At 70.2% G+C, this 24,488-nt stretch carries 27 protein-coding genes; 6 read left to right on the top strand and 21 right to left on the bottom strand.

All coding sequences use genetic code 11. From position 1 onward, the window contains the following. Positions 1-1,205, bottom strand: a 1,205-nt coding sequence (gene tyrS / locus LRA98_RS11495) for a tyrosine--tRNA ligase (protein WP_201169410.1), incomplete at its 3' end; no start/stop codon positions are given. 144 nt (positions 1,206-1,349) lie between these two features. Between tyrS and LRA98_RS13190 the strand changes: the two genes are divergently transcribed. Beyond that, a complete protein-coding gene (locus LRA98_RS13190; protein ID WP_238634051.1) occupies positions 1,350-2,846 on the top strand; it encodes a peptidoglycan DD-metalloendopeptidase family protein in 1,497 nt (498 codons plus the stop codon). Next, positions 2,843-3,967 (top strand): anhydro-N-acetylmuramic acid kinase, encoded by a 1,125-nt coding sequence (locus LRA98_RS11485; RefSeq protein ID WP_255772042.1) that lies wholly within the window; start codon positions 2,843-2,845, stop codon positions 3,965-3,967. The genes LRA98_RS13190 and LRA98_RS11485 overlap by 4 nt, the downstream gene beginning before the upstream one ends. 15 nt (positions 3,968-3,982) lie before the next feature. On the opposite strand, the gene erpA is transcribed toward LRA98_RS11485, so the two are convergent. Both erpA and argC read right to left on the bottom strand, forming a co-directional pair. Next, positions 3,983-4,354: an iron-sulfur cluster insertion protein ErpA gene (gene erpA / locus LRA98_RS11480; RefSeq protein WP_201169413.1), complete on the bottom strand. Its 372-nt coding sequence runs from the start codon at positions 4,352-4,354 to the stop codon at positions 3,983-3,985. A gap of 94 nt (positions 4,355-4,448) precedes the next feature. After that, positions 4,449-5,483: an N-acetyl-gamma-glutamyl-phosphate reductase gene (gene argC / locus LRA98_RS11475; protein WP_201169415.1), complete on the bottom strand. Its 1,035-nt coding sequence runs from the start codon at positions 5,481-5,483 to the stop codon at positions 4,449-4,451. A 138-nt stretch (positions 5,484-5,621) separates the two neighbouring features. Between argC and hemJ the strand changes: the two genes are divergently transcribed. Further along, positions 5,622-6,047: a protoporphyrinogen oxidase HemJ gene (gene hemJ / locus LRA98_RS11470; RefSeq protein WP_201169417.1), complete on the top strand. Its 426-nt coding sequence runs from the start codon at positions 5,622-5,624 to the stop codon at positions 6,045-6,047. A 76-nt stretch (positions 6,048-6,123) separates the two neighbouring features. On the opposite strand, the gene bfr is transcribed toward hemJ, so the two are convergent. The 4 genes from bfr to LRA98_RS11450 all read right to left on the bottom strand — a co-directional run bounded on the left by bfr (position 6,124) and on the right by LRA98_RS11450 (position 9,839). Then, positions 6,124-6,624, bottom strand: a complete 501-nt coding sequence (gene bfr / locus LRA98_RS11465) for a bacterioferritin (RefSeq protein ID WP_238634050.1) — start codon at positions 6,622-6,624, stop codon at positions 6,124-6,126. 48 nt (positions 6,625-6,672) lie between these two features. Beyond that, positions 6,673-6,945: a bacterioferritin-associated ferredoxin gene (locus LRA98_RS11460; protein WP_201169420.1), complete on the bottom strand. Its 273-nt coding sequence runs from the start codon at positions 6,943-6,945 to the stop codon at positions 6,673-6,675. Between the two features lie 69 nt (positions 6,946-7,014). Beyond that, on the bottom strand, positions 7,015-9,282 hold the full coding sequence (gene ptsP / locus LRA98_RS11455; protein WP_238634049.1) for a phosphoenolpyruvate--protein phosphotransferase: 2,268 nt from the start codon (positions 9,280-9,282) through the stop codon (positions 7,015-7,017). 11 nt (positions 9,283-9,293) lie between these two features. Further along, a complete protein-coding gene (locus tag LRA98_RS11450) occupies positions 9,294-9,839 on the bottom strand; it encodes an RNA pyrophosphohydrolase (protein WP_201169426.1) in 546 nt (181 codons plus the stop codon). A gap of 132 nt (positions 9,840-9,971) precedes the next feature. Here LRA98_RS11450 and LRA98_RS11445 point away from each other — a divergent pair, with 132 nt between their 5' ends. The 3 genes from LRA98_RS11445 to LRA98_RS11435 are packed head-to-tail and all read left to right on the top strand — an operon-like array spanning position 9,972 to position 11,735. Continuing rightward, the gene (locus tag LRA98_RS11445; RefSeq protein WP_201169429.1) at positions 9,972-10,655 is read left to right on the top strand and encodes an HAD-IB family hydrolase; all 684 of its coding nucleotides are present in this window, start codon (positions 9,972-9,974) and stop codon (positions 10,653-10,655) included. Then, positions 10,640-11,011 (top strand): CidA/LrgA family protein, encoded by a 372-nt coding sequence (locus tag LRA98_RS11440; RefSeq protein WP_238634048.1) that lies wholly within the window; start codon positions 10,640-10,642, stop codon positions 11,009-11,011. Before LRA98_RS11445 ends, LRA98_RS11440 begins: the two co-directional genes overlap by 16 nt. Further along, on the top strand, positions 11,004-11,735 hold the full coding sequence (locus LRA98_RS11435) for an LrgB family protein (RefSeq protein ID WP_238634047.1): 732 nt from the start codon (positions 11,004-11,006) through the stop codon (positions 11,733-11,735). Before LRA98_RS11440 ends, LRA98_RS11435 begins: the two co-directional genes overlap by 8 nt. Here the strand turns inward: LRA98_RS11435 and lnt are convergent. The 14 genes from lnt to glyA all read right to left on the bottom strand — a co-directional run bounded on the left by lnt (position 11,721) and on the right by glyA (position 24,269). After that, a complete protein-coding gene (gene lnt, locus LRA98_RS11430) occupies positions 11,721-13,250 on the bottom strand; it encodes an apolipoprotein N-acyltransferase (protein WP_238634046.1) in 1,530 nt (509 codons plus the stop codon). The genes LRA98_RS11435 and lnt overlap by 15 nt on opposite strands. After that, positions 13,237-14,112 (bottom strand): HlyC/CorC family transporter, encoded by an 876-nt coding sequence (locus tag LRA98_RS11425; RefSeq protein WP_201241484.1) that lies wholly within the window; start codon positions 14,110-14,112, stop codon positions 13,237-13,239. Before LRA98_RS11425 ends, lnt begins: the two co-directional genes overlap by 14 nt. A gap of 8 nt (positions 14,113-14,120) precedes the next feature. Then, positions 14,121-14,585 carry an rRNA maturation RNase YbeY gene (gene ybeY / locus LRA98_RS11420; RefSeq protein ID WP_201169450.1) on the bottom strand — a complete coding sequence of 155 codons (465 nt, stop codon included), beginning with the start codon at positions 14,583-14,585 and terminating at the stop codon, positions 14,121-14,123. Continuing rightward, complete coding sequence (locus LRA98_RS11415; protein WP_201169452.1) at positions 14,582-15,655, bottom strand: PhoH family protein; 1,074 nt, start codon at positions 15,653-15,655, stop codon at positions 14,582-14,584. The genes ybeY and LRA98_RS11415 overlap by 4 nt, the downstream gene beginning before the upstream one ends. A 4-nt stretch (positions 15,656-15,659) precedes the next feature. After that, positions 15,660-17,030, bottom strand: a complete 1,371-nt coding sequence (miaB, locus tag LRA98_RS11410; protein WP_201169825.1) for a tRNA (N6-isopentenyl adenosine(37)-C2)-methylthiotransferase MiaB — start codon at positions 17,028-17,030, stop codon at positions 15,660-15,662. Between the two features lie 94 nt (positions 17,031-17,124). Next, entirely contained in the window at positions 17,125-17,625 is a 501-nt protein-coding gene (locus tag LRA98_RS11405; protein ID WP_201169454.1) for a phosphatidylglycerophosphatase A family protein, read from the bottom strand. After that, entirely contained in the window at positions 17,622-18,596 is a 975-nt protein-coding gene (thiL, locus tag LRA98_RS11400; protein WP_338018462.1) for a thiamine-phosphate kinase, read from the bottom strand. The genes LRA98_RS11405 and thiL overlap by 4 nt, the downstream gene beginning before the upstream one ends. Then, a complete protein-coding gene (gene nusB / locus LRA98_RS11395) occupies positions 18,593-19,060 on the bottom strand; it encodes a transcription antitermination factor NusB (RefSeq protein WP_201169456.1) in 468 nt (155 codons plus the stop codon). The genes thiL and nusB overlap by 4 nt, the downstream gene beginning before the upstream one ends. Further along, entirely contained in the window at positions 19,060-19,530 is a 471-nt protein-coding gene (gene ribH / locus LRA98_RS11390; RefSeq protein WP_011813696.1) for a 6,7-dimethyl-8-ribityllumazine synthase, read from the bottom strand. Before ribH ends, nusB begins: the two co-directional genes overlap by 1 nt. Positions 19,531-19,626: 96 nt before the next feature. After that, the gene (gene ribBA, locus LRA98_RS11385) at positions 19,627-20,748 is read right to left on the bottom strand and encodes a bifunctional 3,4-dihydroxy-2-butanone-4-phosphate synthase/GTP cyclohydrolase II (RefSeq protein ID WP_238634045.1); all 1,122 of its coding nucleotides are present in this window, start codon (positions 20,746-20,748) and stop codon (positions 19,627-19,629) included. 4 nt (positions 20,749-20,752) lie between these two features. Beyond that, a complete protein-coding gene (locus LRA98_RS11380; RefSeq protein WP_238634044.1) occupies positions 20,753-21,421 on the bottom strand; it encodes a riboflavin synthase in 669 nt (222 codons plus the stop codon). 4 nt (positions 21,422-21,425) lie between these two features. Then, the gene (gene ribD, locus LRA98_RS11375) at positions 21,426-22,541 is read right to left on the bottom strand and encodes a bifunctional diaminohydroxyphosphoribosylaminopyrimidine deaminase/5-amino-6-(5-phosphoribosylamino)uracil reductase RibD (RefSeq protein ID WP_238634043.1); all 1,116 of its coding nucleotides are present in this window, start codon (positions 22,539-22,541) and stop codon (positions 21,426-21,428) included. After that, the gene (gene nrdR, locus LRA98_RS11370; protein WP_201169462.1) at positions 22,528-22,995 is read right to left on the bottom strand and encodes a transcriptional regulator NrdR; all 468 of its coding nucleotides are present in this window, start codon (positions 22,993-22,995) and stop codon (positions 22,528-22,530) included. The genes ribD and nrdR overlap by 14 nt, the downstream gene beginning before the upstream one ends. Before the next feature lie 23 nt (positions 22,996-23,018). Next, the gene (gene glyA, locus LRA98_RS11365) at positions 23,019-24,269 is read right to left on the bottom strand and encodes a serine hydroxymethyltransferase (RefSeq protein ID WP_238634042.1); all 1,251 of its coding nucleotides are present in this window, start codon (positions 24,267-24,269) and stop codon (positions 23,019-23,021) included. Positions 24,270-24,488: the final 219 nt, after the last annotated feature.

The following is a 24,488-nucleotide window of genomic DNA, read 5'->3' as shown; positions in this document are numbered from 1 at the left end:
GCCCCTTTTTCACTGACCCGCGCAAACCGACGCTTGCCCACCTGCAAGAGGCACCCGACGCCGGCCTCCAGGCGCGCCTTGGGATCCTCCACGCGCTCACCGTCGACCCGCACCGCCCCTTGTCGGACCATGCGCAGCCCTTCGGAGGTCGAGCCGACCAACCCCGCCTCCTTGAGCGCCGTGGCGATGCCGATCCCGCCCTGCTCATCATAGGACAGGGTGACGTGCGGCACATCCTCCGGGACGGCGCCGTGCCGGAACCGCGCGACGAAGGCCTCACGCGCCCGCTCGGCCTCCGCCCGCCCGCGGAAGCGCTCGGCCAGCTCGAAGGCCAGGGCGTCCTTGGCATCCCGCGGGTTCATCCCCTCCTCGCTAATGCGGCGCTGCATCGCCTCGACCTCATCCCAGGGGCGCAGGCTAAGGAGCTCGAAATAACGCCACATGAGCTCATCCGAGATGGACATCAGCTTGGCGTAGATGTCCTCCGCGGACTCCTTCACACCCACGTAGTTGCCCAGCGACTTGGACATCTTCTTGTGACCATCGAGACCGACGAGCAGGGGCATGGTCATCACCGTCTGCGGCTTCTGCCCGAACTGACGCTGGAGCTCGCGGCCGACGAGCAGATTGAAGCGCTGATCCGTGCCTCCCAGTTCGAAATCGGCCTCCAGCGCCACCGAGTCGTAGCCCTGGATCAGGGGGTAGAGGAACTCGTGGATCGCAATCGCCGAACCGGCCTGGTAGCGCTGGTGGAAGTCGTCGCGCTCGAGCATGCGCGCGACGGTGTAGCGGGAGGCGAGCTGGATCAGATCCCCAGCCTGCATGGTGCCCATCCAATCGGAGTTGAACACCAGCCGCGTGCGCTCCGGATCGAGGATGGCGTAGATCTGCTCCTCGTAGGTACGCGCGTTTTCTCGCACCTCCTCCGGGGTCAGCGCCGGCCGGGTGGCGCTCTTGCCGCTCGGATCCCCGATGGTGGCGGTGAAATCGCCGATCAGGAACAAGACCTCGTGACCGAGGTCCTGAAACTGCCGAAGCTTGTTGATCAGCACCGTGTGGCCGAGGTGAAGATCCGGCGCGGTGGGATCGAAGCCGGCCTTAATGCGCAGCCGCTTGCCCGACTCCAGGCGCTCTTCGAGCTCCGCCTCCGGGATGATCTCCTCGACCCCGCGCCGGATCAGCGCCCGTGCATCTTCCTTCGTCATGCCTCGCCCCCTGCCCATCACTATGTAAAATCGCGTATTGTACCGTAACCCCCGGATTGTGGCCGAGCCCGGCGCCGCGTCAGTGGCTGCCGCGCACGCTCGCCCGGGACCGATCCCGCGAAGCGCCGACTGGAGCCTAGCCCCGTGCAGACCCGACTGACCGAGCTCGATTTCAAGGGCCGCCGGCCCGCGACGGGCCGACGCCGCCGGCACCGCCGCCCCGTGCTGCGCATCGCTGCCATCACCGGCAGCGCGAGCGCCGCCGCCGTCCTAATCTGGCTCTGGATGGATGGCTCACCGTCCCCGCAAGGGTCCCCAGCCGACTCCGAACTGGTGCTGCCCCCCGCCGAGGCCGCACCGGCCACCGCAGGCACGCGCACGGACAACGCCAACGGCCTTGAGGAGGCGCCGGCCGGCCGACTGACCACCCTGACGCTCGCCCCTGCAGCCGACGAAAGCGATCCGCTGCCGGCCTCGACCGAAAGGGAAGACGAGGCCGCGCGGGCCGACGTACGCCCAGAGCTGGAGGAACACGAGGTCACGGTCCGCTCCGGCGACAGTTTTGCTCGCATCCTCTCCCGGGCCGGGCACACCGCCGGTGACGTGCAGCGCATCCTCAACGCCGGCGAGCCCGCCGAGTCCGCGCTCACGCGCCTGCGCCCGGGACAGACCCTGACCCTGCTGCGCGACGAGGAGGGGACGTTGGCCGGGGTGCGTTTCGCCATGGACCCCGAGCAGAAGCTGCTCGTCCGCCGCGGCGATGACGGCTTCGAGGCGAAGACCGTGCCCCGGAAATTGGAGCGCGAACTGCGCCAGGTCGAGGGGACGATTGAGGGCTCGCTGTTTCTCTCCGCCCGCCGTTCCGGCTTGGACGATCGGATGATCATGCAGCTCGCCCGGGTTCTCGATGGCGACATCGACCTGGGGCGGGACCTGCGTAGCGGCGACACCTTCTCCGTGCTCTACGAGCGCACCCTTGGCCCCGATGGGCAGACGCTGCGCAAGCGCCTCAAGGCGATGCGCCTGGAAGGCGCCCGCAAGACGCTGGAGGCGCTGCGCTTCGAGGACCCGGACGGCCGGGTGAGCTTCTACACCCCGGACGGCACCAGCCTGGCGCGGACCTTCACCCGCTACCCCCTGGATTTCGAGCGAATCAGCTCCCACTTCGATCGCAATCGCCGCCACCCGATCCTTGGCGTGCGCCGGCCCCACCTGGGCGTGGATCTGGCTGCGCCCACCGGCACACCGGTGCGCGCCGCCGCCGACGGGCGCGTGGTGGAGCGCCGCCGCAACGGGGGCTATGGCCGGGTGATCACCCTGCGCCACGGCGAACGCTACCAGACCCTGTACGCCCACCTGTCGCGCTACGCCTCGGGCCTGAGCGTGGGCGACCGCGTCCAGCGCGGCGAGGTCATCGGCTACGTGGGGGCCACCGGGCAGGCCACTGGCCCGCACCTGCACTACGAGTTCATCGACAACGGCCGCCACCGCAACCCGGTAACCGTGGACCTGCCCCGCGCCGAGCCGCTGCCCGACGAGCATCGCAGCGCCTTCCGCGAGCACGCCGCGCCGCTGCTGGCGAGCCTGCGCGGCGAGTCGTCGGCGGACATCCAGCTGGCCAGCGGTGAGGAGCGCCGTTGAGCGAACGTGGCGCCGAGGGAGGCTACATCGGCCTGATGTCGGGTACCAGTGTCGACGGCATCGACGCCGCGCTGCTCCGCCTGGGTGCCGACGGCGCGGTAGGCGATATTGTCGCCAGCGCCTGGAGCCCGCTGAACGACGCCCTCGCCGCTGCGGTCCACGAGGTCGGCGCAGAGACGCCGCTGCACCGGCTCTGCGAGCTGGACCGGCGCCTGGCAGAAGCCTTCGCCGCAGCCGCGGCGGCGCTGCGGCAGCAGGCTCCCGCCGAGCTGCCGGTGCACGCCGTCGGCTGCCACGGCCAGACCGTCTGGCACCAGGGGCCGGACCCCACCACCGGGGAGCCGGGACACAGCCTGCAACTCGGCGACCCGAACCGTATCGCCAGCCGCACCGGGCTACCGGTGGTGGCTGACTTCCGCCGCCGGGATATTGCCGAAGGCGGGCACGGCGCACCGCTGGCGCCCACCTTCCATGCGCATTGTTGGGGGCAGCAGGATGAGGCGGTCGCGGTGGTCAACCTGGGCGGGATCGCCAACCTGACCCTGCTACCGGCCGACGGCGGCCCGGTGATCGGCTTCGACAGCGGGCCGGCCAACACGCTGCTCGACGCTTGGGCGCGCCGCCACCTGGGCGCGCCCTTCGACGCCGACGGCACCTGGGCGGCCAGCGGCCGCGTGGATGCCGCGCTCCTGGCGCGGCTGCGCAGCGACCCCTACTTCGCCCGGCCGGCTCCGAAGAGCACCGGCCGCGAGTACTTCAACGCGGCCTGGCTGCTGAAGCACTGCCAGGGCACCGAGGAGCCGGTGGACGTCCAGGCCACCCTGGCGGAGCTGACAGCCAGCACCGTGGCCGATGCGCTGCACGCGGGAGGGGGCACCCCGCGCCGGGTGCGGGTCTGCGGCGGCGGGGCCCGCAACGAGCACCTGATGAGGCGGCTACAGGCGCACTGCCCGGGGGCGGACGTGGCCAGCACGGCAGTGCTGGGTATGGACCCGGACTACGTGGAGGCGGCCGCCTTCGCCTGGCTGGCCTGGGCCCGCCTCCACGGCCACCCCGGCAACCTGCCGTCGGTCACCGGAGCACGGCGCCCCGCCGTTCTGGGCGGCGTCTACGCACCGTGACCCCGGCGGCGCGGCTCAGATGGAGAACGAGGAGCCGCAACCACAGGTGGTGGTGGCGTTGGGGTTGCGGATGATGAACTGCTCGCCCTCAAGGCCACTGGAGAAATCGACCTCCGCGCCCTGCAGATAGATGCCGCTGACCGGGTCAACGACGATCTGCACCCCGCGCTTCTCGATGATGGTATCGCCCTCCTCGACGGTCTCGTCGAAGGTAAAACCGTACTGGAAGCCGGAACAGCCGCCGCCGGTGATGAACACGCGCAGCTTCACGTCACCGCCCTGCTCATCCTGGAGCAGCTCGCGGACCTTGTCCGCGGCGGCATCGGTGAAGATCAGCAGCTGATCGTCGGCCGGGGCGTGGGTCTCGGGCTCGGCGATATCGCTCATGGGTGGTCCCTCCGCAGGTGGACGCCGGGGCCGACAGGCCCCTAGCGGATAACATGCATTTTGTAGGCGCCTACCCGCCAGGTCAAACCGGCCCCTAGGGCACGTAGGCCAACCCCTCCAGCCCGGCGGTCTCGTCGAGGCCGAACATCAGATTGAGGTTCTGGACCGCCTGCCCGGCCGCCCCCTTGGTGAGATTGTCGATCACCGAGAGGATCACCGCCCGGTCGCTGCGCCCCGGCGGCTGGTGCAGGCCGATGCGACAGTCGTTGGTGCCCCGGACCCAGCGCGTCTCCGGATGGGCGCCGCGGCCGACGAGGCGGACGAAGGGCTCTTCGGCGTAGCGCTGCCGGTAAAGGGCCTCGAGCTCGTCCAGCGGACGATCCACGGCCACGTGCAGGGTGGCCTGCATGCCACGGGTCATCGGCACCAGATGGGGGACGAAGGTCACATCCACCGGTGCCCCGGCGGTCTGCGCCAGGGTCTGCTCGATCTCCGGCAGGTGGCGGTGGCCGCTGGCGCCGTAAGCCTTGAAGCCCTCGTTGGCCTCGCAGAAGAGGGTGGCCACCTTGGCCGCCCGGCCGGCACCGGAGACACCGGACTTGCAGTCGGCGACCACCGGTCCATCACCGAGCGCACCGACCTCGAGCAGCGGCAGCAGCCCCAGGGCCACGGCCGTGGGGTAGCAGCCCGGATTGGCCACCAGCCGCGCCGCCGGCAGGGCGTCGCGGTAGCGCTCGGGCAAGCCGTAAACGGCCTCTTCAAGCAGCTCGGGACAGCTGTGGGCCATGCCGTACCACTCGTTCCAGACCGCCGGGTCGCGCAGCCGGAAGTCGGCCCCTAGGTCGATCACCCGGCAGCCGGCCTCGAGCAGCGCCGGCGCCGACTCCATGGCAATCCCGTTGGGCGTTGCGAAGAAGACCACATCGCAGCGGCTCAGACGCTCGGTGTCGGGCGCGGTGAAGACATTGTCGACCACCCCCTCGAGCGCCGGCATAAGCTCGTCCACCCGGGTACCGGCCTCGGCCCGCGAGGTGATCTCCGCCAGCCGCAGCCCGGGGTGGCGCGCGACCAGGCGCAGCAGCTCCATGCCGGTATAGCCGGTACCGCCGACAATGCCTACTTCGATCATGGGTCTTTCCTCTCCCCCTGGTTTCCGGTTACTGATAGCCGCATGGGCTCCCGCCGCCACGCGGGCAGGGCCTACAATACGCGCGGAGCCGGCGCCGAGCGAGACGCCGCCCCTATCCAAACGTCAGGAGGACCCGTCGTGCTGTACATCTGGATCCAAGCCTTCCACGTTATCGCGATCGTGACCTGGTTCGCGGCCCTGTTCTACCTGCCCCGGCTGTTCGTCTACCACGCCATGGCCGAGGACGAGATCAGCAACGAGCGTTTCAAGGTCATGGAGCGCAAGCTCTACCGCGGGATCATGAACCCGAGCGCGATCGTCGCCGTGGGCCTGGGCATCTGGATGCTGGTCTTGTTCCCGCAGCTGCTCAACGAGGGGTGGATGCTGACCAAGCTGGCCCTGGTCACCCTGCTGATCGCCTACCACCTGTACTGTGGCCAGCTCCTGCAGGCCTTCGCCGACGACCGCAACGAGCGCAGCCATGTCTGGTACCGGGTCTTCAACGAGTTGCCCGTACTGATCCTGATCTCGGTGGTCGTCCTCGCCGTGGTCAAGCCCTTCTAGACACCCCCAAGCGCACGGGACCCCGCCGGCGTCGCCGACGGGGTCCCGTGCAGCAGCGATCCGCTAGGCGGCGGGCTCAGCCCTCGCCGTCGCCCTCGCCTTCGTTAGCCGCAACCATCTGCATCTGCAGATAGCTGGCCTCGCCGAGCTGGTCCATGAGCTTGATCTGCGTCTCGAGCCAGTCGGCGTGGCCCTCCTCGTCGGCGATCAGGCTGGTGAACAGGTCGCGCGAGGCGTAGTCCTGCACCGACTCGCAATACGCCGCCGCCTCGCGGTAGTAGGCCAGGCTGTCGTGCTCACCGGCCAGGTCCGCCTCGAGCATCTCGCGCACGTTCTCGCCGACCTTGAGCTTCTCCAGCTCCTGGAGGTTGGGCAGGCCACCGAGGAAGAGGATACGCTGCATGAACTGGTCGGCGTGCTGCATCTCCTCGATGGACTCCTCGTACTCCTTGGCGCCGAGCTTGTCGAAGCCCCAGTCGTACGCCAGGCGGGAGTGGAGGAAGTACTGGTTAATCGCCGTGAGCTCTTTCTTGAGCCCGCCGTTGAGGTATTCGATGACCTTCTTGTCACTTGCCATGGCGCCCCCTTGTGAACGCGTTCCTGAATGTAACCGTGGTTGATTCTATCAGGGCCCGGGCGCAGCGTCTGTCGATCCGGCGGCCGCCCGGGGGGCAGGCGGCTCCACTGTCACCGGTTCCGGCCCGGTCGAACCGGCAGCACGCCGCTCCAGCGGGCAGTCGGCGCACTCGCCGAGCAGCTGCCGCGCCTCGGGGCCGCATTTGCCGCAGCAACCGGCCACCCCCAGCCGTGTGCGCAGCTCGCGCATGGAGGCGCACCCGCAGGCCACTGCCTCGCGGATCTGCCGCTCGGTTACGGCGTTGCAGATACAGACGTACATGGCAGGCCCCGATCACTCCGACAGGGAACCATCACACCTTGAACGCGAGTGATTGTCAATTGCGAGGATTTACTTGCCCGCGCGCATCAGCCCGCCGAGTTCGTATTCCTCCAGCGTGCGGCGCAGCATACGCCGGACCTCCTCGGGGGAGTCCATCTCGACGGCGCGGTTGGCCAGCTCGGCAGCGCGGGCGACCGGCACCCGGCGCACCACCCACTTGATGCGCAGCAGGCTCGAGACGCTCATCGACAGCCCCTCGATGCCGAAGCCGACCAGCAGGATCGCCCCCGCCGGATCGCCGGCCATGCCGCCGCAGACGGTCAGGCGCTTGCCGTGACGCCGCGCCGCCTGGGCCACATGGCGCACGGCCCCGAGCACGGCCGGATGGAGCTCGTCGTAGAGCCCGGCAACCCGACTGTTGTTGCGGTCCACCGCCAGCAGATACTGGGTCAGGTCATTGGAGCCGAGGGAGAGGAAGTCGGCCTGATCGCAGTAGCGATCGATCTGGTAGATGGTGGCCGGCACCTCGATCATCACGCCCAGCGGAGGGATGCGCGCCTGGATGCCCTCCTCGGCCAGCTCCTGGCGGGCACGCAGCAGCAGCCGGCGCACGTCGGCGATCTCCTCGAGCCGGCTGACCATCGGCAGCAGGATCTGCAGGTTCTCCAGCCCCACGTCAGCGCGCAGCATGGCGCGCAGCTGCGTAAGGAAGATCTCCGGGTGGTCCAGGGTCAGGCGGATGCCGCGCCAGCCCAGGAAGGGGTTCTCTTCCTCGATCGGGAAGTAGGCCAGCGACTTGTCGCCGCCGACGTCCAGCGTGCGCAGGGTTACCGGCTGCGGCGCGAACTGCTCCAACACCCGGCGGTAGAGATCGGCCTGCTCCTCCTCGCCGGGAAAGCGATCGCGGATCAGGAACGGGAACTCGGTACGGTGCAGTCCAATGCCGTCACAGCCGGCGGCCAGCGACAGGTTGATGTCCGAGATCAGGCCCGTATTGGCGTAGAGGGCGATCGTGCGCCCGTCGGGGCTGGTGGCCGGCTCGTCACGCACCGCCTCAAGCCCCTCAGTGAACTCCGCCTCGTCGCGGATCAGGCGCTGGTACTCATGCTCGACGGTCTCTGTCGGGTCGACGTAGAAGCGCCCGGCGTAGCCATCCACTACCACCGGCCGACCGTCCATCTGCCGGGTGCGCAGGTCGTCGACGCCCATCACCGCGGGGATGCCCAGCGCCCGGGCGAGGATGGCCACATGGGAGTTGCGCGAGCCGGTGGCCGAGACGACGCCGACGAGATGGTCGTGGGGGATCTCGGCGAGCTGCGAGGCGCTCACCTCGTGGCCCACCAGCACGGCCTGATCGGGCAGGGCCTCGACCCGGCCACCCTCGTCGCGCAGCCGCCCGAGGATCCGCCGGCCAAGATCGCGGATGTCGCTCGAGCGCTCGCGCAGGTAAGGGTCGTCCATGTTCTCGAAGACCTGCACGTGCTCACCGATGACCTGGCGCAGCGCCCCGGGCGCCCAGTTGCCGGCGCGGATGCGCTCGACGGTCTCGTTGACCAGGCTGTCGCCCTCGAGCATGCGCAGGTAGACGTCGAAGAGCATCTGCTCGTCAGCGGTGACCGAGGCGGAGATCTGCTGACCGAGCTGGCGAAGCTCCGCCGTGACTTCCGCCACCGCCTGCTCGAAGGCCGCCACCTCGGCTTCCGGGTCGGTGGCGACGCGGTCGGGGATGGCATTGAGATCCGACTGCGCGTAGGGCACCACCGCCGTACCGATGGCCACCCCGGGCGCCCCGGGCAGTCCGCGCAGCGCGCGGCTGTCCTCGGCCACCGGCTCGTCGCCAATACCGTGGATGCCGCCGCTGGCCCGAGCATGGGCGATGGCCCCCGCGAGCTGCGCGGCGAGGGTGACGAGGAAAGCGACCTCGCTCTCCTCGAAGCGGCGCTGCTCCGTCTGCTGGACGACGAGCACGCCGAGCACCGAACGGTAGTGGATGATAGGCACGCCGAGAAAAGAGGAGTAGCGCTCCTCGCCGGTCTCGGGGAAGTAACGAAAACGCGAGTGCGCCGGGGCGTTCTTGAGGTTGATCGGCTCCTCGCGCTCAGCGACCAGGCCGACCAGCCCCTCGGCGGAGGTCAGCCGCACACGGCCCACGGACTCGCTGTTGAGTCCGCGGGTGTCCATGAGCACGAAGTCGCCCTGGGCGGCATCGAGGAGGTAGACCGAGCAGACATCCACCGCCATGGCGTCGGCCACCCGCTCGACGATGATTCGCAGCCCCTGGCGCAGGTTGGGCGCTGCGTTCACTTCCCGGGAGACGCGGTGGAGGATCTCGAGCATGGGGCCCCGCCCTATCGCAATCGTCGCCGCGCCGCCGGCGGGATGGCTGCAGGGGTGCCACCCTCGGTACCGGTTCCGGCCCAGTCACCGGCCTGCAGGCAGCCGGAAAGTTCCTGCAGCGCCTGGCGGTAGACCTGGCGCTTGAAGAAGATGACCTCGTCGACCGGATACCAGTAGTCGACCCAACGCCAGCGGTCAAACTCGGGACGCGGCACCCGGTCGACGCGCACCCGCTGCTCGTCGGCGAGCAGGCGCAGCAGGAACCAGATCTGTTTCTGCCCGATACACCGGCTGCCACGGCGCCGGATCATGCGGCGGGGCAGGCGGTAACGGAGCCAGCGGCGCGTCGCACCGAGCACGGCCACGTCCGAAGGCGTCAGGCCGATCTCCTCGCGCAGTTCGCGGTAGAGCGCCTCCAGCGGGGTCTCGTTGGCCTCGACCCCGCCCTGCGGGAACTGCCAGGCGTCTTCTCCGGCCCGCCGAGCCCACAGCACCTGGCCGTCGTCGTTGGCGACGATGATGCCGACATTGGGCCGAAAGCCGTCAGAATCGACCACCCGGAGACGCCTCCCTACGCGGAAATTGCCGATGTTATTCTTTCACAGGGGGTGCAACCCGGGCAACGTTGCCGCAGGGCCGGGCCCGCCTGATCCCCGCTCCCCACCCACCCGACAACCGGAGGAGGTGCAGTGTCCGTCGCCCTGTTCGACCTGGATAACACTTTGATCGCCGGTGACAGCGACAGCCTGTGGGGCGAGTACCTGGTAGCCCGCGGAGCCGTGGACAGCGAGGCCTTCGCCGAGACCCACCGGCGCTTCCACCAGGACTATATCGAGGGGCGACTGGATATCGACGCCTTCCTCGCCTTCGCCCTCAGCCCCCTGGCCGAGCACCCGGAGGAGCAACTGAACGCCTGGCGTGCCGACTTCGTCCGCGAGTGGATCGAGCCGCTGGTGCTGCCCGCCGCCGAGGCCTTGCTCGACGAGCACCGCCGCGCCGGGCACCGCCTGGCCATCGTCACCGCCACCAACCGCTTCGTCACCGCGCCCATCGCCGAGCGTCTGGGGGTTCCCACACTGCTGGCCACCGAGCCGGAGCGCCGCGACGGCCGCTACACCGGCCGCCACACCGGCACCCCGACCTTCCGCGAGGGCAAAATCCGGGTGGTCGACGCATGGCTGCGCGAGCGCGGGCTGGAGCGGGCCGAGAAGTGGTTCTACAGCGATTCGCTCAACGACCTCCCGCTGCTGCGTCATGTCGAGCACCCGGTGGCCGTGGATCCGGACGAGACCCTACGCAGCGAGGCCCGGCGCAACGGCTGGCCCGTGCTGACCCTGCGCCAGACGGAGACGCCCGAGTGCTGCTCGGCCTGACCCTGCTGCTCGGGTTCCAGCTGCTCGGCGAGGTCATCGCCCGGCTCTTCGGCTTGCCGCTGCCCGGCCCGGTGATCGGCCTGGCCCTGCTGTTCGCCACGCTAATCGCCGTGGGCCGCGTCCCCACGGGGCTGCGCACCGCTGCCGAGGGGCTGCTGCGCTACCTGGCGCTGCTGCTCATCCCAGCGGGGGTGGGCATCCTCCTGCACCTGCCGCGGCTGCAGACGGACGCCGTGGCCATTGCCGCGGCGCTGGTGGTCAGCACCGGGGTAGCGCTGGCCGTGACCGCGGCGCTGTTCCAGTGGCGCTGGCTGCGCCGCGGGCGCGCTGGTCGGGCGGAGGACGACGGTGACTGAGGATTTCCAGGACATCTGGGCCTTCCTGGCCGAGAGCCCGTTGCTGGGGCTCACGGTCACCCTGGTGGCGTTCCTGATCGGGCAGGCGCTCTGGCGACGGCTGGGCAACGCCCCGCTGGCCCACCCCGTGCTGATCGCCACCGCCCTGCTCATCCCCTTCCTGCTGCTCACCGGCACCGACTACGACACCTATTTCGAAGGGGCTCAGTTCATCCACTTCCTGCTCGGCCCGGCCACCGTGGCCCTAGCCGTGCCGCTGTTCGATCAGCTGCCGCGCATCCGGGAACTGCTGCTGCCGATCACCGTCTCGGTGGTGGCCGGCAGCCTGGCCGCGGCGCTGTCGGCGGTGTGGGCGGGGGCGGCACTGGGCGCCTCGCGGGAGACCCTGCTGTCGCTGGCGCCCAAGTCGGTCACCTCGCCAATCGCCATGGGCATTGCCGAGCGGCTGGGCGGGCTGCCGTCACTGACCGCCGGTCTGGTGCTGATCACCGGCGCGCTGGGCTGTCTGATGGCACCGCTGGTCTTCCGCCTGCTGCGCATCCACGATGAGGCGGCACGCGGCCTGGCGCTGGGCCTGTCCGCCCACGGCTTCGGCACGGTGCAGGCGTTCAGCAGCAGCGCCGCGGCCGGGGCCTTCGCCGGCCTGGGCCTGGGGCTGGCCGGACTGGTGACCGCCTTCCTGCTGCCGGTGGCCCTGCCTTGGTTGGCGTCAGTCGGCGGCTGAGGCCCGCCGGCGCCGGGCGTACCAGCGCAGCCCACCTGGCAGCACCAGCGCGGCGGCGAGCAGGCCGAGCAGCGGTCCATCGCCGATGCGGGCGTAGGGGGTGACGCCGCTGCGCCGCTCCACCTCGGTAACCAGGGTGGCCACCTCGAACTGCGGCCGTCGCTCCACCACCCCACCGTCGGGACCGATCACCGCGGTGATCCCGGTGTTGGTGGCGCGCAGCATCCAGCGCCCAGCCTCGGCCGCGCGCATGCGCGCCTTCTGCAGGTGCTGATGGGGCGCCAACGAATCGCCAAACCAAGCGTCGTTGCTGACGTTCACCAGCAGATCCACCGCACCCGCCGTGCGCCGCACGGCGACGGGGTAGGCCACCTCATAGCAGACCGTGGCGCCCAGGCGCAGGCGATCATCGACGGCCAGCGGCTCCGGGCGCGGCCCGGGGCTGTAGTCGGCCATCGGGGCGCCGAGGAAGTCGAGGCTGCGACCAAAGAGATCGCGGAACGGGACATACTCGCCGTAGGGGACCAAGTGGCGCTTGTGGTAGACGCTGCGCTCCTCGCCAAGGACCACCACGCTGTTGTGCAGGGTCCCGCCATTCGGGGCCCACTCCCGGTAGGGGATGCCGAGCACCAGCGTCCCCCCGGCCTCCCGGACCCGCTCGGCGACCTGCTCCAGGTACGGTTGTACCGTATCGAAGCGACGCGGTATGGCGGTCTCCGGCCAGACCACCAGGTCCGCCCCGGCGTGCTCGGCGGTCAGCTCTGCGTAGCGGCTCTGGATGCGCTCGAGCTGCACCGGGTCCCACTTGATGTCCTGACTGAAGTTGCCCTGGATCAGCGCCGCGCGCACCGGCTCGCCTTGGGCCTCGGTCCACGGCCGGTCCGCTGCCAACCCGGCGGCGACCGCCGCCACAGCCAGCGCCGCCATGCTCGCCCCGCGCCGCCACCCGGGGGCCGTCACCAGCCACGCCGCGGCGCCGGCGAGCAACACCAGCAGGGCGCTCAGCCCGAGCACACCGATCACCGGCGCCAGCCCGGCCAGCGGCGTGTCCAGGGCGGCGTAGCCGACGAACAGCCACGGGAACCCGGTGAACAGCCAGGTCCGCAGCCACTCCACCGCCACCCACGCCGCCGGCAGGGTGACCAGCAGGCGCAGCCCGGGGCCGCGCCCTAAACCGCGCCCGAGGGCCACCGCCAGCATGGGGAACAGCGCCATAAAGGCGACGAACACCACGGTGACCAGCCCCGAGAGCGCCGGACCGGCACCGCCGTAGTCATTGATGCTGACGAACACCCAGGAGACACCGACGCCGAACTGCCCCAGACCGAAGGCGTAGCCGGCCTGCAGGGCGCGCCGACGCGGTGCCAGCGCGGCCACGGCAAAGAGCACCGCCGGGGCGAGCACCGCCAGCAGCGCCCAGTCCAGCGGCGCGAAGGCCAGCGGCAACCCGGCTCCGGCCAGGCCAGCGGCCAACACCCCGGCGCGCCCGGCAGCGAGACGCTCAGCCGTCGTCATCGCCCTCGCTCCCCACGGGCATGACCCGCAGCAGGTGGATGCGGCGCTGATCGGCGCGCAGGACGCGGAACTCGAAACCGGCGAAGACGATGCGCTCGCCGCGGCACGGCACGTGTCCAAAGCGCTGCGCCACCAGGCCGCCGACGGTGTCGAGGTCGTCCTCCTTGAGTCCGGCGGAGAGGGCCTCGTTAAACGCCTCGATGGGCGTGACCGCCTTGACGATCCAGCTGCCGTCGTCACGGGCCAGGATGGGGGCATCCTCGTCGAAGTCGTGCTCGTCGTCGATCTCGCCGACAATCTGCTCGATCACGTCCTCGATGGTGACGATCCCGGCCAGACCGCCATACTCGTCGACCACCACGGACATGTGGTTGCGGCTTTCGCGGAACTGCTTGAGCAGCGCATCGAGCCGCTTGCTCTCGGGGATGAACAGCACCGGGCGCAGGACCTCGCGCAGCCGGAAGCCGTTGTGCCCCTCCTCGTGGAAGAGGCGCAGCAGGTCCTTGGCCAGGAGGATCCCGATGACGTCGTCCTTGCTCTCGCCGGTGACCGGGAAACGGGAGTAGCCGGTGCGCACGATGGTCGGCAGCAGGTCGCGCGGCTCGGTATCCCGGGCCACAGTGGTGACCTGGGAGCGGGGGATCATGATATCGCGGGCCTGGAGCTCGGAAACATGGAGCACGCCCTCGATCATGGACAGGGCGTCGGCGTCGAGCAGACCGAGCGACTGGCTGCGGCGCAGGTGCTCGACCAGCTCGTCCCGCGAGCGAGGTTCGGGCTGGGTCACCAGCCGGCGCAGGCGATCGCGCCACGAGACGCTCTCGCCAGCGCCGCTGCTACTGTTCGCTTCTCCGTCGGGCATGACCTCTTTCAACGCTCTAGATAGGGGTCCGGCACCCCAAGCGCGGCGAGGAGGCGCCGCTCCTCGGCCTCCATCCGCTCGGCCTGCGCCGGCTCCTCGTGATCGTAGCCCAGCAGATGCAGGGCCCCGTGGACCACCATGTGCGCCCAGTGGTCCGCCTCCGGTTTGCCCTGTTCGCGGGCCTCTTGGGCCACCACCGGGGCGCAGAGGACCAGATCGCCGAGGATCTCTGCCGCTTCGGGAGGCAGGCCCGGCGGTAGCTCGCAGGGGAAGGAAAGCACGTTGGTGGGCTTGTCGCGCCCGCGATAGGCGTGGTTGAGCGCCCGGGACTCGTCCTCGTCGACGATGCGCACGGTGAGTTCGCCGCCGCGACCATGCGCATCGAGCACCGGCGCAAGCCAGCGCTGCACCTGCGCGGTGTCCGGCGCCGGCGTCCCGGCGACGTGCTGGAAGGCCAGCTCGAACTCGCTCACTTGCGTCCCTTGCCCGTACCCTGACCGCCGATCTGGCGACTCCGCGAATCGTACGCCTCGACGATGCGCTGCACCAGCGGGTGGCGGACGACATCCGAGGCGGCGAAGAAGGTGAAGCTGACGCCATCCACCTCGTGGAGCACCTCGACCGCATCGCGCAGCCCGGAGGGCTTATCCGGCGGCAGGTCAATCTGGGTGACATCGCCGGTGACCACGGCTGTGGAGCCGAAGCCGATGCGCGTGAGGAACATCTTCATCTGCTCGACGGTGGCATTCTGCGCCTCGTCGAGGATCACGAAGGCGTGATTCAGGGTGCGCCCGCGCATGAACGCCAGGGGCGCGACCTCGATGACGTTGCGCTCGATCAGCCGGCTGACCCGTTCGAAGCCGAGCATCTCGAACAGGGCGTCGTAAAGCGGCCGCAGGTACGGATCGACCTTCTGCGCCATGTCACCGGGCAGGAAGCCGAGGCGCTCACCGGCCTCCACCGCCGGGCGCACCAGGACCACCCGGCGCACTTCCTCGGCCTCCAGGGCCTCGACGGCGCACGCCACCGCGAGGAAGGTCTTGCCGGTGCCGGCGGGACCGATGCCGAAGCTCAGGTCGTTGTCGCGGATGCGCTGCACGTAGGCCCGCTGCCCGGGGCCGCGACCGCGCACGACGGTCTTGCGGGTGCGGATCGCCGCCGCCTCTTCGTCGCGCTCGTCGCGCCGCCGCTGCGCCGGCGCGCTGGCTTCGCTATTGGCCTCCCCATCGGCCTCCTCGTCCGGCTGCCCGGCCTCTTCGTGGAGCTCCTGCAGCCGCGCCTGCTGCAGATAGAGGTGCACGTCCTCCGGCTCGAGGTGCTGCGCGGCAGCGGCCTCGTAGAGTTCCTCAAGCACCTGCCGGGTGACGCGCACCGCCGTGTCCTCGCCGATGACACGGAAGCGATGCCCCTGGTTCTGGATCTCGACCGCCAGGCGCCGTTCGAGCTGGCGGAGGTTCTCGTCGAACTGCCCGCACAGCCGTGCCAGTCGTTCGTTGTCGGCCGGGGTCAGCTCGAGGTCGATAGCTTGCGGCCGGTCGCTCACGCCGTCACCCGCCTGCGCCGACTGCTGCGTGCATGGCTTGTTCCTCCACAGAGACGACGCGCCCCCGCAGTGAGTGGGTGCGCGCGTCGGTGATCTCAACTTCGGCAAAGCGGCCGATCCACGACGGATCACCCGGGAAGTTCACCACCCGGTTGCCCGAGGTGCGGCCACAGAGCTCGCTCGGGTCACGCCGGGACGGACCGTCGATCAGCACCGACTGCTTGGTGCCGAGCAGTGCACGGGCGGCGGCACTCTGCTGGTCGTGCAGGCGAGCCTGCAGGCGCTGCAGCCAGGCGCGCTTGTCGGCCTCGGGGACCCCGTCGTGGAGCTCCGCAGCCGGCGTCCCCGGCCGCGGGCTGTAGACAAAGCTAAAAGCGCCGCCGTCGAAACCGACGCGATCGACCAGGGCCAGGGTCTCTTCGAACTCGGCCTCGGTCTCACCGGGGAAGCCGACGATCAGGTCGGTGGCGAGCACCAGCCCGGGACGGACGGCGCGGATCTCCTCGATCAGTGCCTCGTAGGCGGCAGCATCGTGGCCGCGCTTCATGAGCTTGAGGATGAGGTCTGAGCCGCTCTGCACCGGCAGGTGGAGAAAATCGGCCAGCTCGGGTACCTCGCGGTAGGCGTCGATGAGCCCGCTATGGAACTCCGCCGGGTGCGAGGTGGTGAACCGGATGCGGTCGATTCCCGGGATCCGCGCCACCGCCTCGATGAGCAGGCCCAGATCGGCCGGCTCGCCGTCGTCGAGGGCGCCGGCGTAGGCGTTGACGTTCTGCCCGAGCAGGTTGACCTCGCGCACCCCCTGCCCGGCGAGGCTGCGCACCTCGGCGAGGACGTCGGCCACCGGCCGACTGATCTCGTCGCCCCGGGTGTAAGGCACCACACAGAAGGAGCAATACTTGCTGCACCCCTCCATCACCGAGACATACGCGGTAGGCCCCTCGGCCCGCGGCTGCGGCAGGTGGTCGAACTTCTCGATCTCGGGGAAGTCCGTGTCGACCTGTGCGCCCCCGCCGGCGCGCCGGCGCGCCAGCATCTGCGGCAGCCGGTGCAGGGTCTGCGGCCCGAAGACCAGATCGACGAAGGGTGCGCGGCGCAGGATCTCGGCCCCCTCCTGGCTGGCCACACAGCCGCCGACGCCGATCAGCACCGAGGGGTTTTCCTGCTTGTAGCGCCGCCAGCGGCCGAGCTGCGAGAAGACTTTCTCTTGAGCCTTCTCGCGCACCGAGCAGGTATTGAGCAGCAGCAGGTCGGCCTCTTCGGGGCGCTCGACCCGGTGGGCGCCGGCCTGGCTGACCAGCACGTCGACCAGACGCTCGGCGTCGTAGTCGTTCATCTGGCAGCCCTGAGTCTCTACATAGACGCGCTCGCTCACCGTCTGCGCCACCTCGCGGTTTGCTCTCGCTTCACGGAATTCGTTTCCCGATATTCTAGCTTTGGCCATGCGGCACGCCCAACGACCCCGACGGTCATCCGGCAAGTGGCGCGAACAGCGCCACGCTGGCGTACCACAGGGCCGCCGCGGCGGCGCCGGCGGCGACGTCGTCGGCCATGATCCCCAGCCCGCCGTGCAGGCGCCGGTCGAGCCAGCGGATGGGGCCGGGTTTGAGGGCGTCGAAGAGTCGGAAGAGCACGAACAGCAGCGCGGCGTCCACCCACACGGAGAACACCCCGAAGCCGGTGACCAGCGGCAATGCGGCCACCAGGTAGCCCCCCACCTCGTCCCAGACAATGGCCGGGTGGTCGTGGACCCCGGCCTCCTCGGCCGCCCGGCCGCAGATCCAGACGCCGACGACGATCACCGCCAGGGTGACCAGCAGATAGAGGCTCAGCGGTGCGACATAGAGCAGCGCGAACAGCGGCAGCGCCGCCAGCGTGCCGAACGTCCCTGGCGCCCGCGGTGCCAAGCCAAGTCCGCCGGCGGTAGCGAGCCAGTGCAGGGGTCTACGCAGACGGAACGGTGTGTTCAAGAGCCCTCCGCGAAGTGGTCGTAGCCGCCGGGATCCAGGGCGCAGACCACCCCGCCGGCGTCCACGCCGCGCAGCCCGGGCGTCTCCTCGACCGTGCCGATGCGCGTCACCGGGGTGGCGGCATGCTCGCGCAGGCAAGCCATCTCATCCTCGCGCTCCACCGGCAAGGTGAAGCAGAGCTCGTAGTCATCGCCGCCGTGGAGCAGGTGGCGCAGATCCCCGCGCTCGTCGATGAAGGCCTGGGAGCGGGGCAGCGCCTCCAGCTCCAGAGTGCCCCCAACACCGCTCTCGTCGAGCACCCGCGACAGGTCGGCGGCCAGCCCGTCGGAGACGTCGATGGCCGCACTCGCCCGGCCGAGCAGGGCCGTCCCGGCCGCCACCCGCGGCTCGGGCCGGAACAGCCGCCCAGCCAGGTAGGCGGGGTCGCCGGCCAGGGGCGTCGCCTCCTCGCGCTCGAGCCACAGCTCCAGGCCGAGGGCCGCATCCCCCAGGGTGCCGGTGACCCAGATGCCGTCACCGGGCCGGGCACCGCCGCGACGCAGGCCGTGCTCGCCGGCGACCGAGCCGAGGGCGGTGACCGACACCGACAGCGGTCCGTGGGTGGTGTCACCCCCGACCAGGGCCACCCCGTGACGGTCGGCCAGCGCCTTGAAGCCAGCGCTGAAACGCTCTAGCCACTGCGGATCCTTCTCGGGCAGGGTCAGGGAGAGCAGGGCCCAGGCCGGCCGGGCACCGACGGCGGCCAGATCGCTGAGATTGACTGCCAGCACCCGGTGGCCCAACGCCTCCGGCGGGATGTCCCCGGGAAAGTGAATGTCCTCGACCAGGGTGTCGCAGCAGGCGGCCAGCAGGCCGGTGTCGGTGTGCAGCAGGGCCGCGTCGTCGCCGACCCCGAGCGCGACCCCGTCACGCTGCGCGGTCAGGTCGTGGAAATAGCGCTGGATGAGCGCTGCCTCGCCTCCGCCGATCACTGCCGATTCCCCCGCCCGGGTTTGCGCTCGCCCCGCTCGGCGGCGCGCAGCCCCACGGTGGCGCCGAAGCGGTCGAGCACGCCGTTGATGTAACGGTGCGACTGGTCGGCGCCGAAGCGGCGCGCCAGCTCCACCGATTCGTCGATGACCACGCGGTAGGGCACCTCCAGGCGCTCGGATAGCTCGTAGGCGCCGAGGCGCAGGATCGAGCGCTCCACCGGATCGAGCTGCGCCAGGGGCCGGTCGAGCAGCGCCGAAAGCTGCTCGTCGAGCTCCGCAGCACGGTCCGTGATGGCGTAGATCAGTTCGCGGAAGTAGGCCACGTCGATGTCACCGAGGCCGGCGGCGAGGAACTGCCGCTCGATGTCCTCGGCCGACGCGCCGGTGACCGCGTACTGGTAGAGCGCCTGGACGAGCTTGGAACGCGCCCGGGAGCGGCGCTTGCCTTCGCCTGAAGCCGCCATTACGCCTCGAGCTGCCGCATCAGATCGACCATCTCCAGGGCCGAGAGCGCCGCCTCGGCGCCCTTGTTGCCGGCCTTGGTCCCGGCGCGCTCAATGGCCTGCTCGACGGTCTCGACGGTGAGAACCCCGTAGGAGACCGGCACGCCGGAGCCCATCATGGCCTGGGCAACGCCCTTGGTGCACTCGGCGGCCACGTACTGGTGGTGGTCGGTGCCGCCGCGAATGACGGCGCCGAGGGCAATCACCGCATCAGCGCGACCGGCGTCGGCCACGCGCTGGACCGCCAGCGGCAGCTCGAAGGAACCGGGCACGCGGATCAGCTCCAGATGCTCCTCCGGGACGCCGTGGCGCCGCAGGGTGTCGGCGGCGCCGTCGATCAGCCGATCGACGATGAGATCGTTGAAGCGCGCCGCCACGAGGGCGAACCGCGCGTCCTGCAGCGCGACGAGTTGTCCTTCGGTTACTTGCATGCCTGGTTTCCTGAAGAAAGTTTCGGTAGGACCGGCGCTTGCGCGGGTTCCGGCGCTAAACTACAAGCCCGGCGGGCGCCCCGCAAGCGCCGGCGGTCAGCCCTCGGGGGTGACGTACTCCACCACCTCCATGCCGAAGCCGGAGAGCGCGTGCATGCGACGCGGGGCGCTGAGCACGCGCATGCGGCGCACCCCGAGATCGGTGAGGATCTGCGCGCCGATGCCGTAGGTGCGCAGATCCAGTGGCACGCCGCCGCTGTCCTCGCTGCAGCCGCCGCCCTGGTAGCAGCGCATGTGCTCGAGGATGTCGTCGTTGGCGTCGGCATTGCGCAGCACCACCACCACGCCCGACTCGGCTTCGGCCACCTGGCGCAACGCCGAACGCAGCGGCCAGCCGCAGCGCGGCCCGGTGGCACCGAGCAGGTCGGCCAGCGGGTTCTCCAGGTGCACGCGCACCAACGCCGGGGTCTCCTCATCCACCTGCCCGGCGACCAGGGCGAAGTGGAGCGCGCCGCTGACATTGTCCTGGTAGGTGTGCATGCGGAAGGTGCCGTACTCGGTGGGCAGCTCGCAGGCGCCGACGTGCTCTACCGAGCGCTCGTTGCGCACCCGGTAGGCGATGAGATCGGCCACGGTGCCGATCTTCAGCCCATGGGTCCGGGCGAACGCCATGAGGTCGTCGCGCCGCGCCATGGTGCCGTCCTCGTTGAGGATCTCGACGATCACCGCCGCTGGGGCAAAACCGGCGAGTCGGGCCAGGTCGCAGCCGGCCTCGGTATGCCCGGCGCGGGTGAGCACGCCGCCGGGCTGGGCCATCAGCGGGAAGATGTGCCCGGGCTGGACCAGGTCCTCGGGGCGCGCACCCGGCGCCACCGCCGCCTGCACGGTTCGCGCCCGGTCGGCGGCCGAGATGCCGGTGGTCACACCCTCCGCCGCCTCGATGGAGACGGTGAAATTGGTGGTGTTCTTCTCATCGTTGTTATGGACCATCAGCGGCAGACGCAGCTGCTCGCAGCGCTCGCGGGTCAAAGTCAGGCAGATCAGGCCCCGGCCGTAGCGGGCCATGAAGTTGATGTCCTCGGGCCGGATGAGGCTCGCCGGCATCACCAGGTCGCCTTCGTTCTCCCGGTCTTCGTCGTCGAGGATGACCGCCATGCGCCCCTGGCGCAGGTCCTCGATGATCTCCTCGATACTGTTGAACTGCACCGTCTCGCTCATGCCCTCATCCATTCCCGAATCCGGCCTGTCGTAGCTGCTCAAGGGTCAGCCCACCGCCGCTGCCATCTCCTGTCCCGTCGCTTCCGGCGCTGAGCAGCCGCTCGACGTACCGCGCCACCAGGTCCACCTCGATGTTGACCGGATCGCCGGCGCGGCGTTCCCCCAGGTTGGTGGCGGCCAGGGTGTGCGGGATCAGGTTGACCTCGAAATCCCGCCCGGCAACGGTGTTGATGGTCAAGCTGACACCGGCCACGGCGATGGAGCCCTTGACGGCCACGTAGCGGGCGAGCCCCTCCGGGACCCGGAAGCGCCAGCGCTCGGAGCCACCGGCCGGCGCCCGCTCGACGACCTCGCCGACCCCGTCGACGTGCCCGGTGACCAGGTGGCCGCCCAGCGGCGTGGTGGGGGTGACCGCGCGCTCCAGATTCACCCGCGCACCGCTGCGCAGCCCGCCAAGGGTGGTGCAGCGCAGGGTCTCATCGGAGACGTCGGCACGGAACTGCCCATCCTCGATGCCAGTGGCGGTCAGGCAGACGCCGTCGACGGCGATGCTGTCGCCAACCCGACACTCGGCCAGCCCCAGGTCAGGGGCGTCGATGCGCAGGATCCGCCCGTCGCCGCTTTGCTCGATGGCGGCCACGCGGCCGCACGTCTCCACGATCCCGGTGAACATCCCGTTAATCCAACCTCGCGGTGATGCGGATTTCCTCCCCCACCCGGCGCACATCGCTGAACGCCAGCGGGCGGCGCTGGGCCATGGCGTCGATGCCGGGCAAAACCAGCAACGGCCGGGCCGCGTCGCCCATCAGGTGGGGGGCGGTGTAGACGATCAGCTCGTCGACCAGACCCGCCTGCACCCAGGCTCCGGCCAGGGTCGGCCCGGCCTCCACCCAGACCTCGTTGATCTCGCGATCGGCCAGGGCGTCGAGCACCGCACCCAGGTGGAGCCCCCCCTCCTGCAGAGGGATGGGCAGCAGCTCAGCCCCACAGCCGCGCAGCGCCCGCGCCCGGGCCTCGTTGACGTACTCGGCATGACCGACGAGCACCGGCCCCGGCGCCCGGAACAGCGCTGCCTGCGGCGGCGTGGTCAGGCGCGGGTCGAGGACCACGCGCAGCGGCTGTCGCTCGGCCGGAACCGCCGGTTCGACGTCGCGGGCATCCAGACGGGGGTCGTCCGCCCGCACGGTCCCCACCCCGGTGAGGACCGCCGCGGCCTGCGCCCGGCCCCGGTGGACATCGCGGCGCGCCGCCGCTGAGGTGATCCAGCGGCTCTCGCCGGAGGCCATGGCTGTGCGCCCATCCAAACTCGCCGCCAGCTTGACGCGTACCCACGGGCGCCCACCGGCGATCCGGCGCAGAAACCCACGGTTGAGCGCCTCGGCATCGGTGGCCAGCACGCCCTCGGTGACCGCTACTCCGGCGGCCTCGAGCTGCGCGATGCCGCCGCCGGCGACCCGGGGATTGGGGTCGCGGTGGCCAACCACCACCCGGGCCACACCGGCTTCGATCAGGGCGCGGGCACACGGAGGCGTGCGCCCGTAGTGGGCGCAGGGCTCCAGGGTGACATAGGCGGTGGCGCCGGCAGCCTCGCCGCCGGCCGCCTGCAGGGCCGCCGCCTCGGCGTGCGGCCCACCGGCCTGCTCATGGGCGGCCTCGGCCACCACCGCCCCGTCACGCACCAGCACGCAACCGACCCGCGGATTGGGGTGCGGCGGCGGGAACACTGCGGCCGCTCGCCGGACGGCGCGGGCCATCCAGCGGGCATCGTCCCGGTGGCTCTCAGTCGTCGTCACGCCGGTGCTGCTCCAGGCCTTCAATGACCTCGCGGAAGGCGCCGACATCCTCGAAACGGCGGTAGACCGAGGCGAAGCGGACATAGGCGACCACGTCGAGCTCGCGCAGCTCTTCCATCACGTACTCGCCAATGGTGCTGGCCCCCACCTCGCGGTCTCCGGCACCGGAGACCCGCTTGCAGACGCGGCGCACCGCCGCCTCGACGGCCTCAGTGGCCACCGGGCGCTTCTCCAGCGCCCGCCGGAAGCCAAGGCGCAGCTTGTCCTCGTCAAACGCCTCGCGCCGCCCGTCGGACTTCACCACCCGCGGATAGACCAGTTCGGGGGCCTCGTGGGTGGTGAAGCGCTCGCCGCAGGACGGGCACTGGCGCCGCCGCCGCACCTGCTCCCCCTCACCGACCAGGCGGGAGTCGACCACGCGGGTGTCGGTGTTCTGGCAGTAGGGGCAGCGCATGGGCGGTCAGCCGTCGTCCGGCATCAGCCGTAGACCGGGAACTCGCGACAGATCTGCTGCACCTCGCCGCGCACGCGCTCGACCACCGACTCGTCGCCCATGTTGTCGAGGACGTCGCAGATCCAGTCGGCCAGGCGCGTGGCCTCGGCCTCCTTGAAGCCGCGGGTGGTGATCGCCGGCGTGCCGATGCGCAGGCCGCTGGTGACGAACGGCGACTGCGGGTCGTTGGGGACGGTGTTCTTGTTCACCGTGATGTTGGCCCGTCCCAGCGCGGCGTCCGCATCCTTGCCGGTGAGGTTCTTGGGGGTCAGATCCATCAGGAAGAGGTGGTTGTCGGTGCCGCCGGAGACGACGTTGTAGCCGCGCTCGATGACGCGCTGGGCCATGGCGCGGGCGTTGGCCACCACCTGCTCCTGGTACTGCTTAAACTCGGGCTCGAGGGCCTCCTTGAAGGCCACGGCCTTGCCGGCGATGGCGTGCATCAGCGGGCCGCCCTGAGTCCCCGGGAAGACCAGCGACTGGAACTTCTTCTCAAGATCCGGGTTGGAGCGGGCGAGGATGATGCCGCCGCGGGGACCGCGCAGGGTCTTGTGGGTGGTGGAGGTGACCGCGTCGGCATAGGGGATCGGGCTGGGGTAGACCCCGGCAGCGACCAGGCCGGCGATGTGCGCCATATCCACGACCAGGTAAGCGCCCACGGAGTCGGCAATCTCGCGCATGCGCGCCCAATCGACCACTTGGGAGTAGGCGGAGAAGCCACCGATGACCATCTTCGGCTGGTGCTCGGTAGCCAGGCGCTGGATCTCGTCGTAGTCGATCTGGCCGTCGTCGTTGATGCCGTACTGGACGGCATTGAACAGCTTGCCCGAGAAGTTGACCTTAGCACCGTGGGTCAGGTGGCCGCCGTGATCGAGGCTCATGCCCAGGATGGTGTCGCCGGGCTGGAGCAGGGCATGGAAGACAGCAGCATTGGCCTGGGAGCCCGAGTGGGGCTGGACGTTGGCGTAGTCGGCGCCGAAGAGCTGCTTGGCACGGTCGATGGCGAGCTGCTCGGCTACGTCGACGTGTTCACAGCCGCCGTAGTAGCGCTTGCCGGGGTAGCCTTCGGCATACTTGTTCGTCAGCACGCTGCCCTGCGCTTCCATCACGCGGGGACTGGCGTAGTTCTCGGAGGCGATCAGCTCGATGTGATCCTCTTGGCGCTGGCGCTCGTCCTCGATAGCGGCTGCCAGCTCCGGGTCGTAACCCGCGATGGTCATGTCTCGGGAGAACATATCGACTCCTTGCTCGGCTTGGGATCCGGCATTGCACAATCCGCCAGTATAACCGAAATTCCTCCCGGGTCCGAATCGCACGCCGGTCGCCTTATGCATCAGGGCGATAGCGCCGCCGATGGAGGCTCGGCGGGGAACGCGCCCTTGGGCCCGGCCCCTCCAGCCACGCGCCCGCCGAAGCCCCGGTCGGCGGAGGCGCCCCCCCGGCTTGCCGGATCA

The organism is Halorhodospira sp. M38, from assembly GCF_022227985.1.
GTDB classification, from domain to species: domain Bacteria; phylum Pseudomonadota; class Gammaproteobacteria; order Nitrococcales; family Halorhodospiraceae; genus Halorhodospira; species Halorhodospira halophila_A.
Note: the sequence above shows the minus strand (reverse complement) of the source record. Positions and strands in the feature narration are given on the sequence as shown.

What these genes read in the sequence shown, in the direction of transcription:
- erpA (WP_201169413.1), bottom strand. Translation starts at nt 4,354, where the DNA reads ATGAGCGATATCGCCGAGCCCGAGACCCACGCCCCGGCCGACGATCAG.
- argC (WP_201169415.1), bottom strand. Translation starts at nt 5,483, where the DNA reads ATGATCGAAGTAGGCATTGTCGGCGGTACCGGCTATACCGGCATGGAG.
- bfr (WP_238634050.1), bottom strand. Translation starts at nt 6,624, where the DNA reads ATGGCAAGTGACAAGAAGGTCATCGAATACCTCAACGGCGGGCTCAAG.
- LRA98_RS11460 (WP_201169420.1), bottom strand. Translation starts at nt 6,945, where the DNA reads ATGTACGTCTGTATCTGCAACGCCGTAACCGAGCGGCAGATCCGCGAG.
- ptsP (WP_238634049.1), bottom strand. Translation starts at nt 9,282, where the DNA reads ATGCTCGAGATCCTCCACCGCGTCTCCCGGGAAGTGAACGCAGCGCCC.
- lnt (WP_238634046.1), bottom strand. Translation starts at nt 13,250, where the DNA reads ATGACGACGGCTGAGCGTCTCGCTGCCGGGCGCGCCGGGGTGTTGGCC.
- LRA98_RS11425 (WP_201241484.1), bottom strand. Translation starts at nt 14,112, where the DNA reads ATGCCCGACGGAGAAGCGAACAGTAGCAGCGGCGCTGGCGAGAGCGTC.
- nusB (WP_201169456.1), bottom strand. Translation starts at nt 19,060, where the DNA reads ATGGCGGCTTCAGGCGAAGGCAAGCGCCGCTCCCGGGCGCGTTCCAAG.
- ribH (WP_011813696.1), bottom strand. Translation starts at nt 19,530, where the DNA reads ATGCAAGTAACCGAAGGACAACTCGTCGCGCTGCAGGACGCGCGGTTC.
- ribBA (WP_238634045.1), bottom strand. Translation starts at nt 20,748, where the DNA reads ATGAGCGAGACGGTGCAGTTCAACAGTATCGAGGAGATCATCGAGGAC.
- LRA98_RS11380 (WP_238634044.1), bottom strand. Translation starts at nt 21,421, where the DNA reads ATGTTCACCGGGATCGTGGAGACGTGCGGCCGCGTGGCCGCCATCGAG.
- nrdR (WP_201169462.1), bottom strand. Translation starts at nt 22,995, where the DNA reads ATGCGCTGCCCCTACTGCCAGAACACCGACACCCGCGTGGTCGACTCC.
- glyA (WP_238634042.1), bottom strand. Translation starts at nt 24,269, where the DNA reads ATGTTCTCCCGAGACATGACCATCGCGGGTTACGACCCGGAGCTGGCA.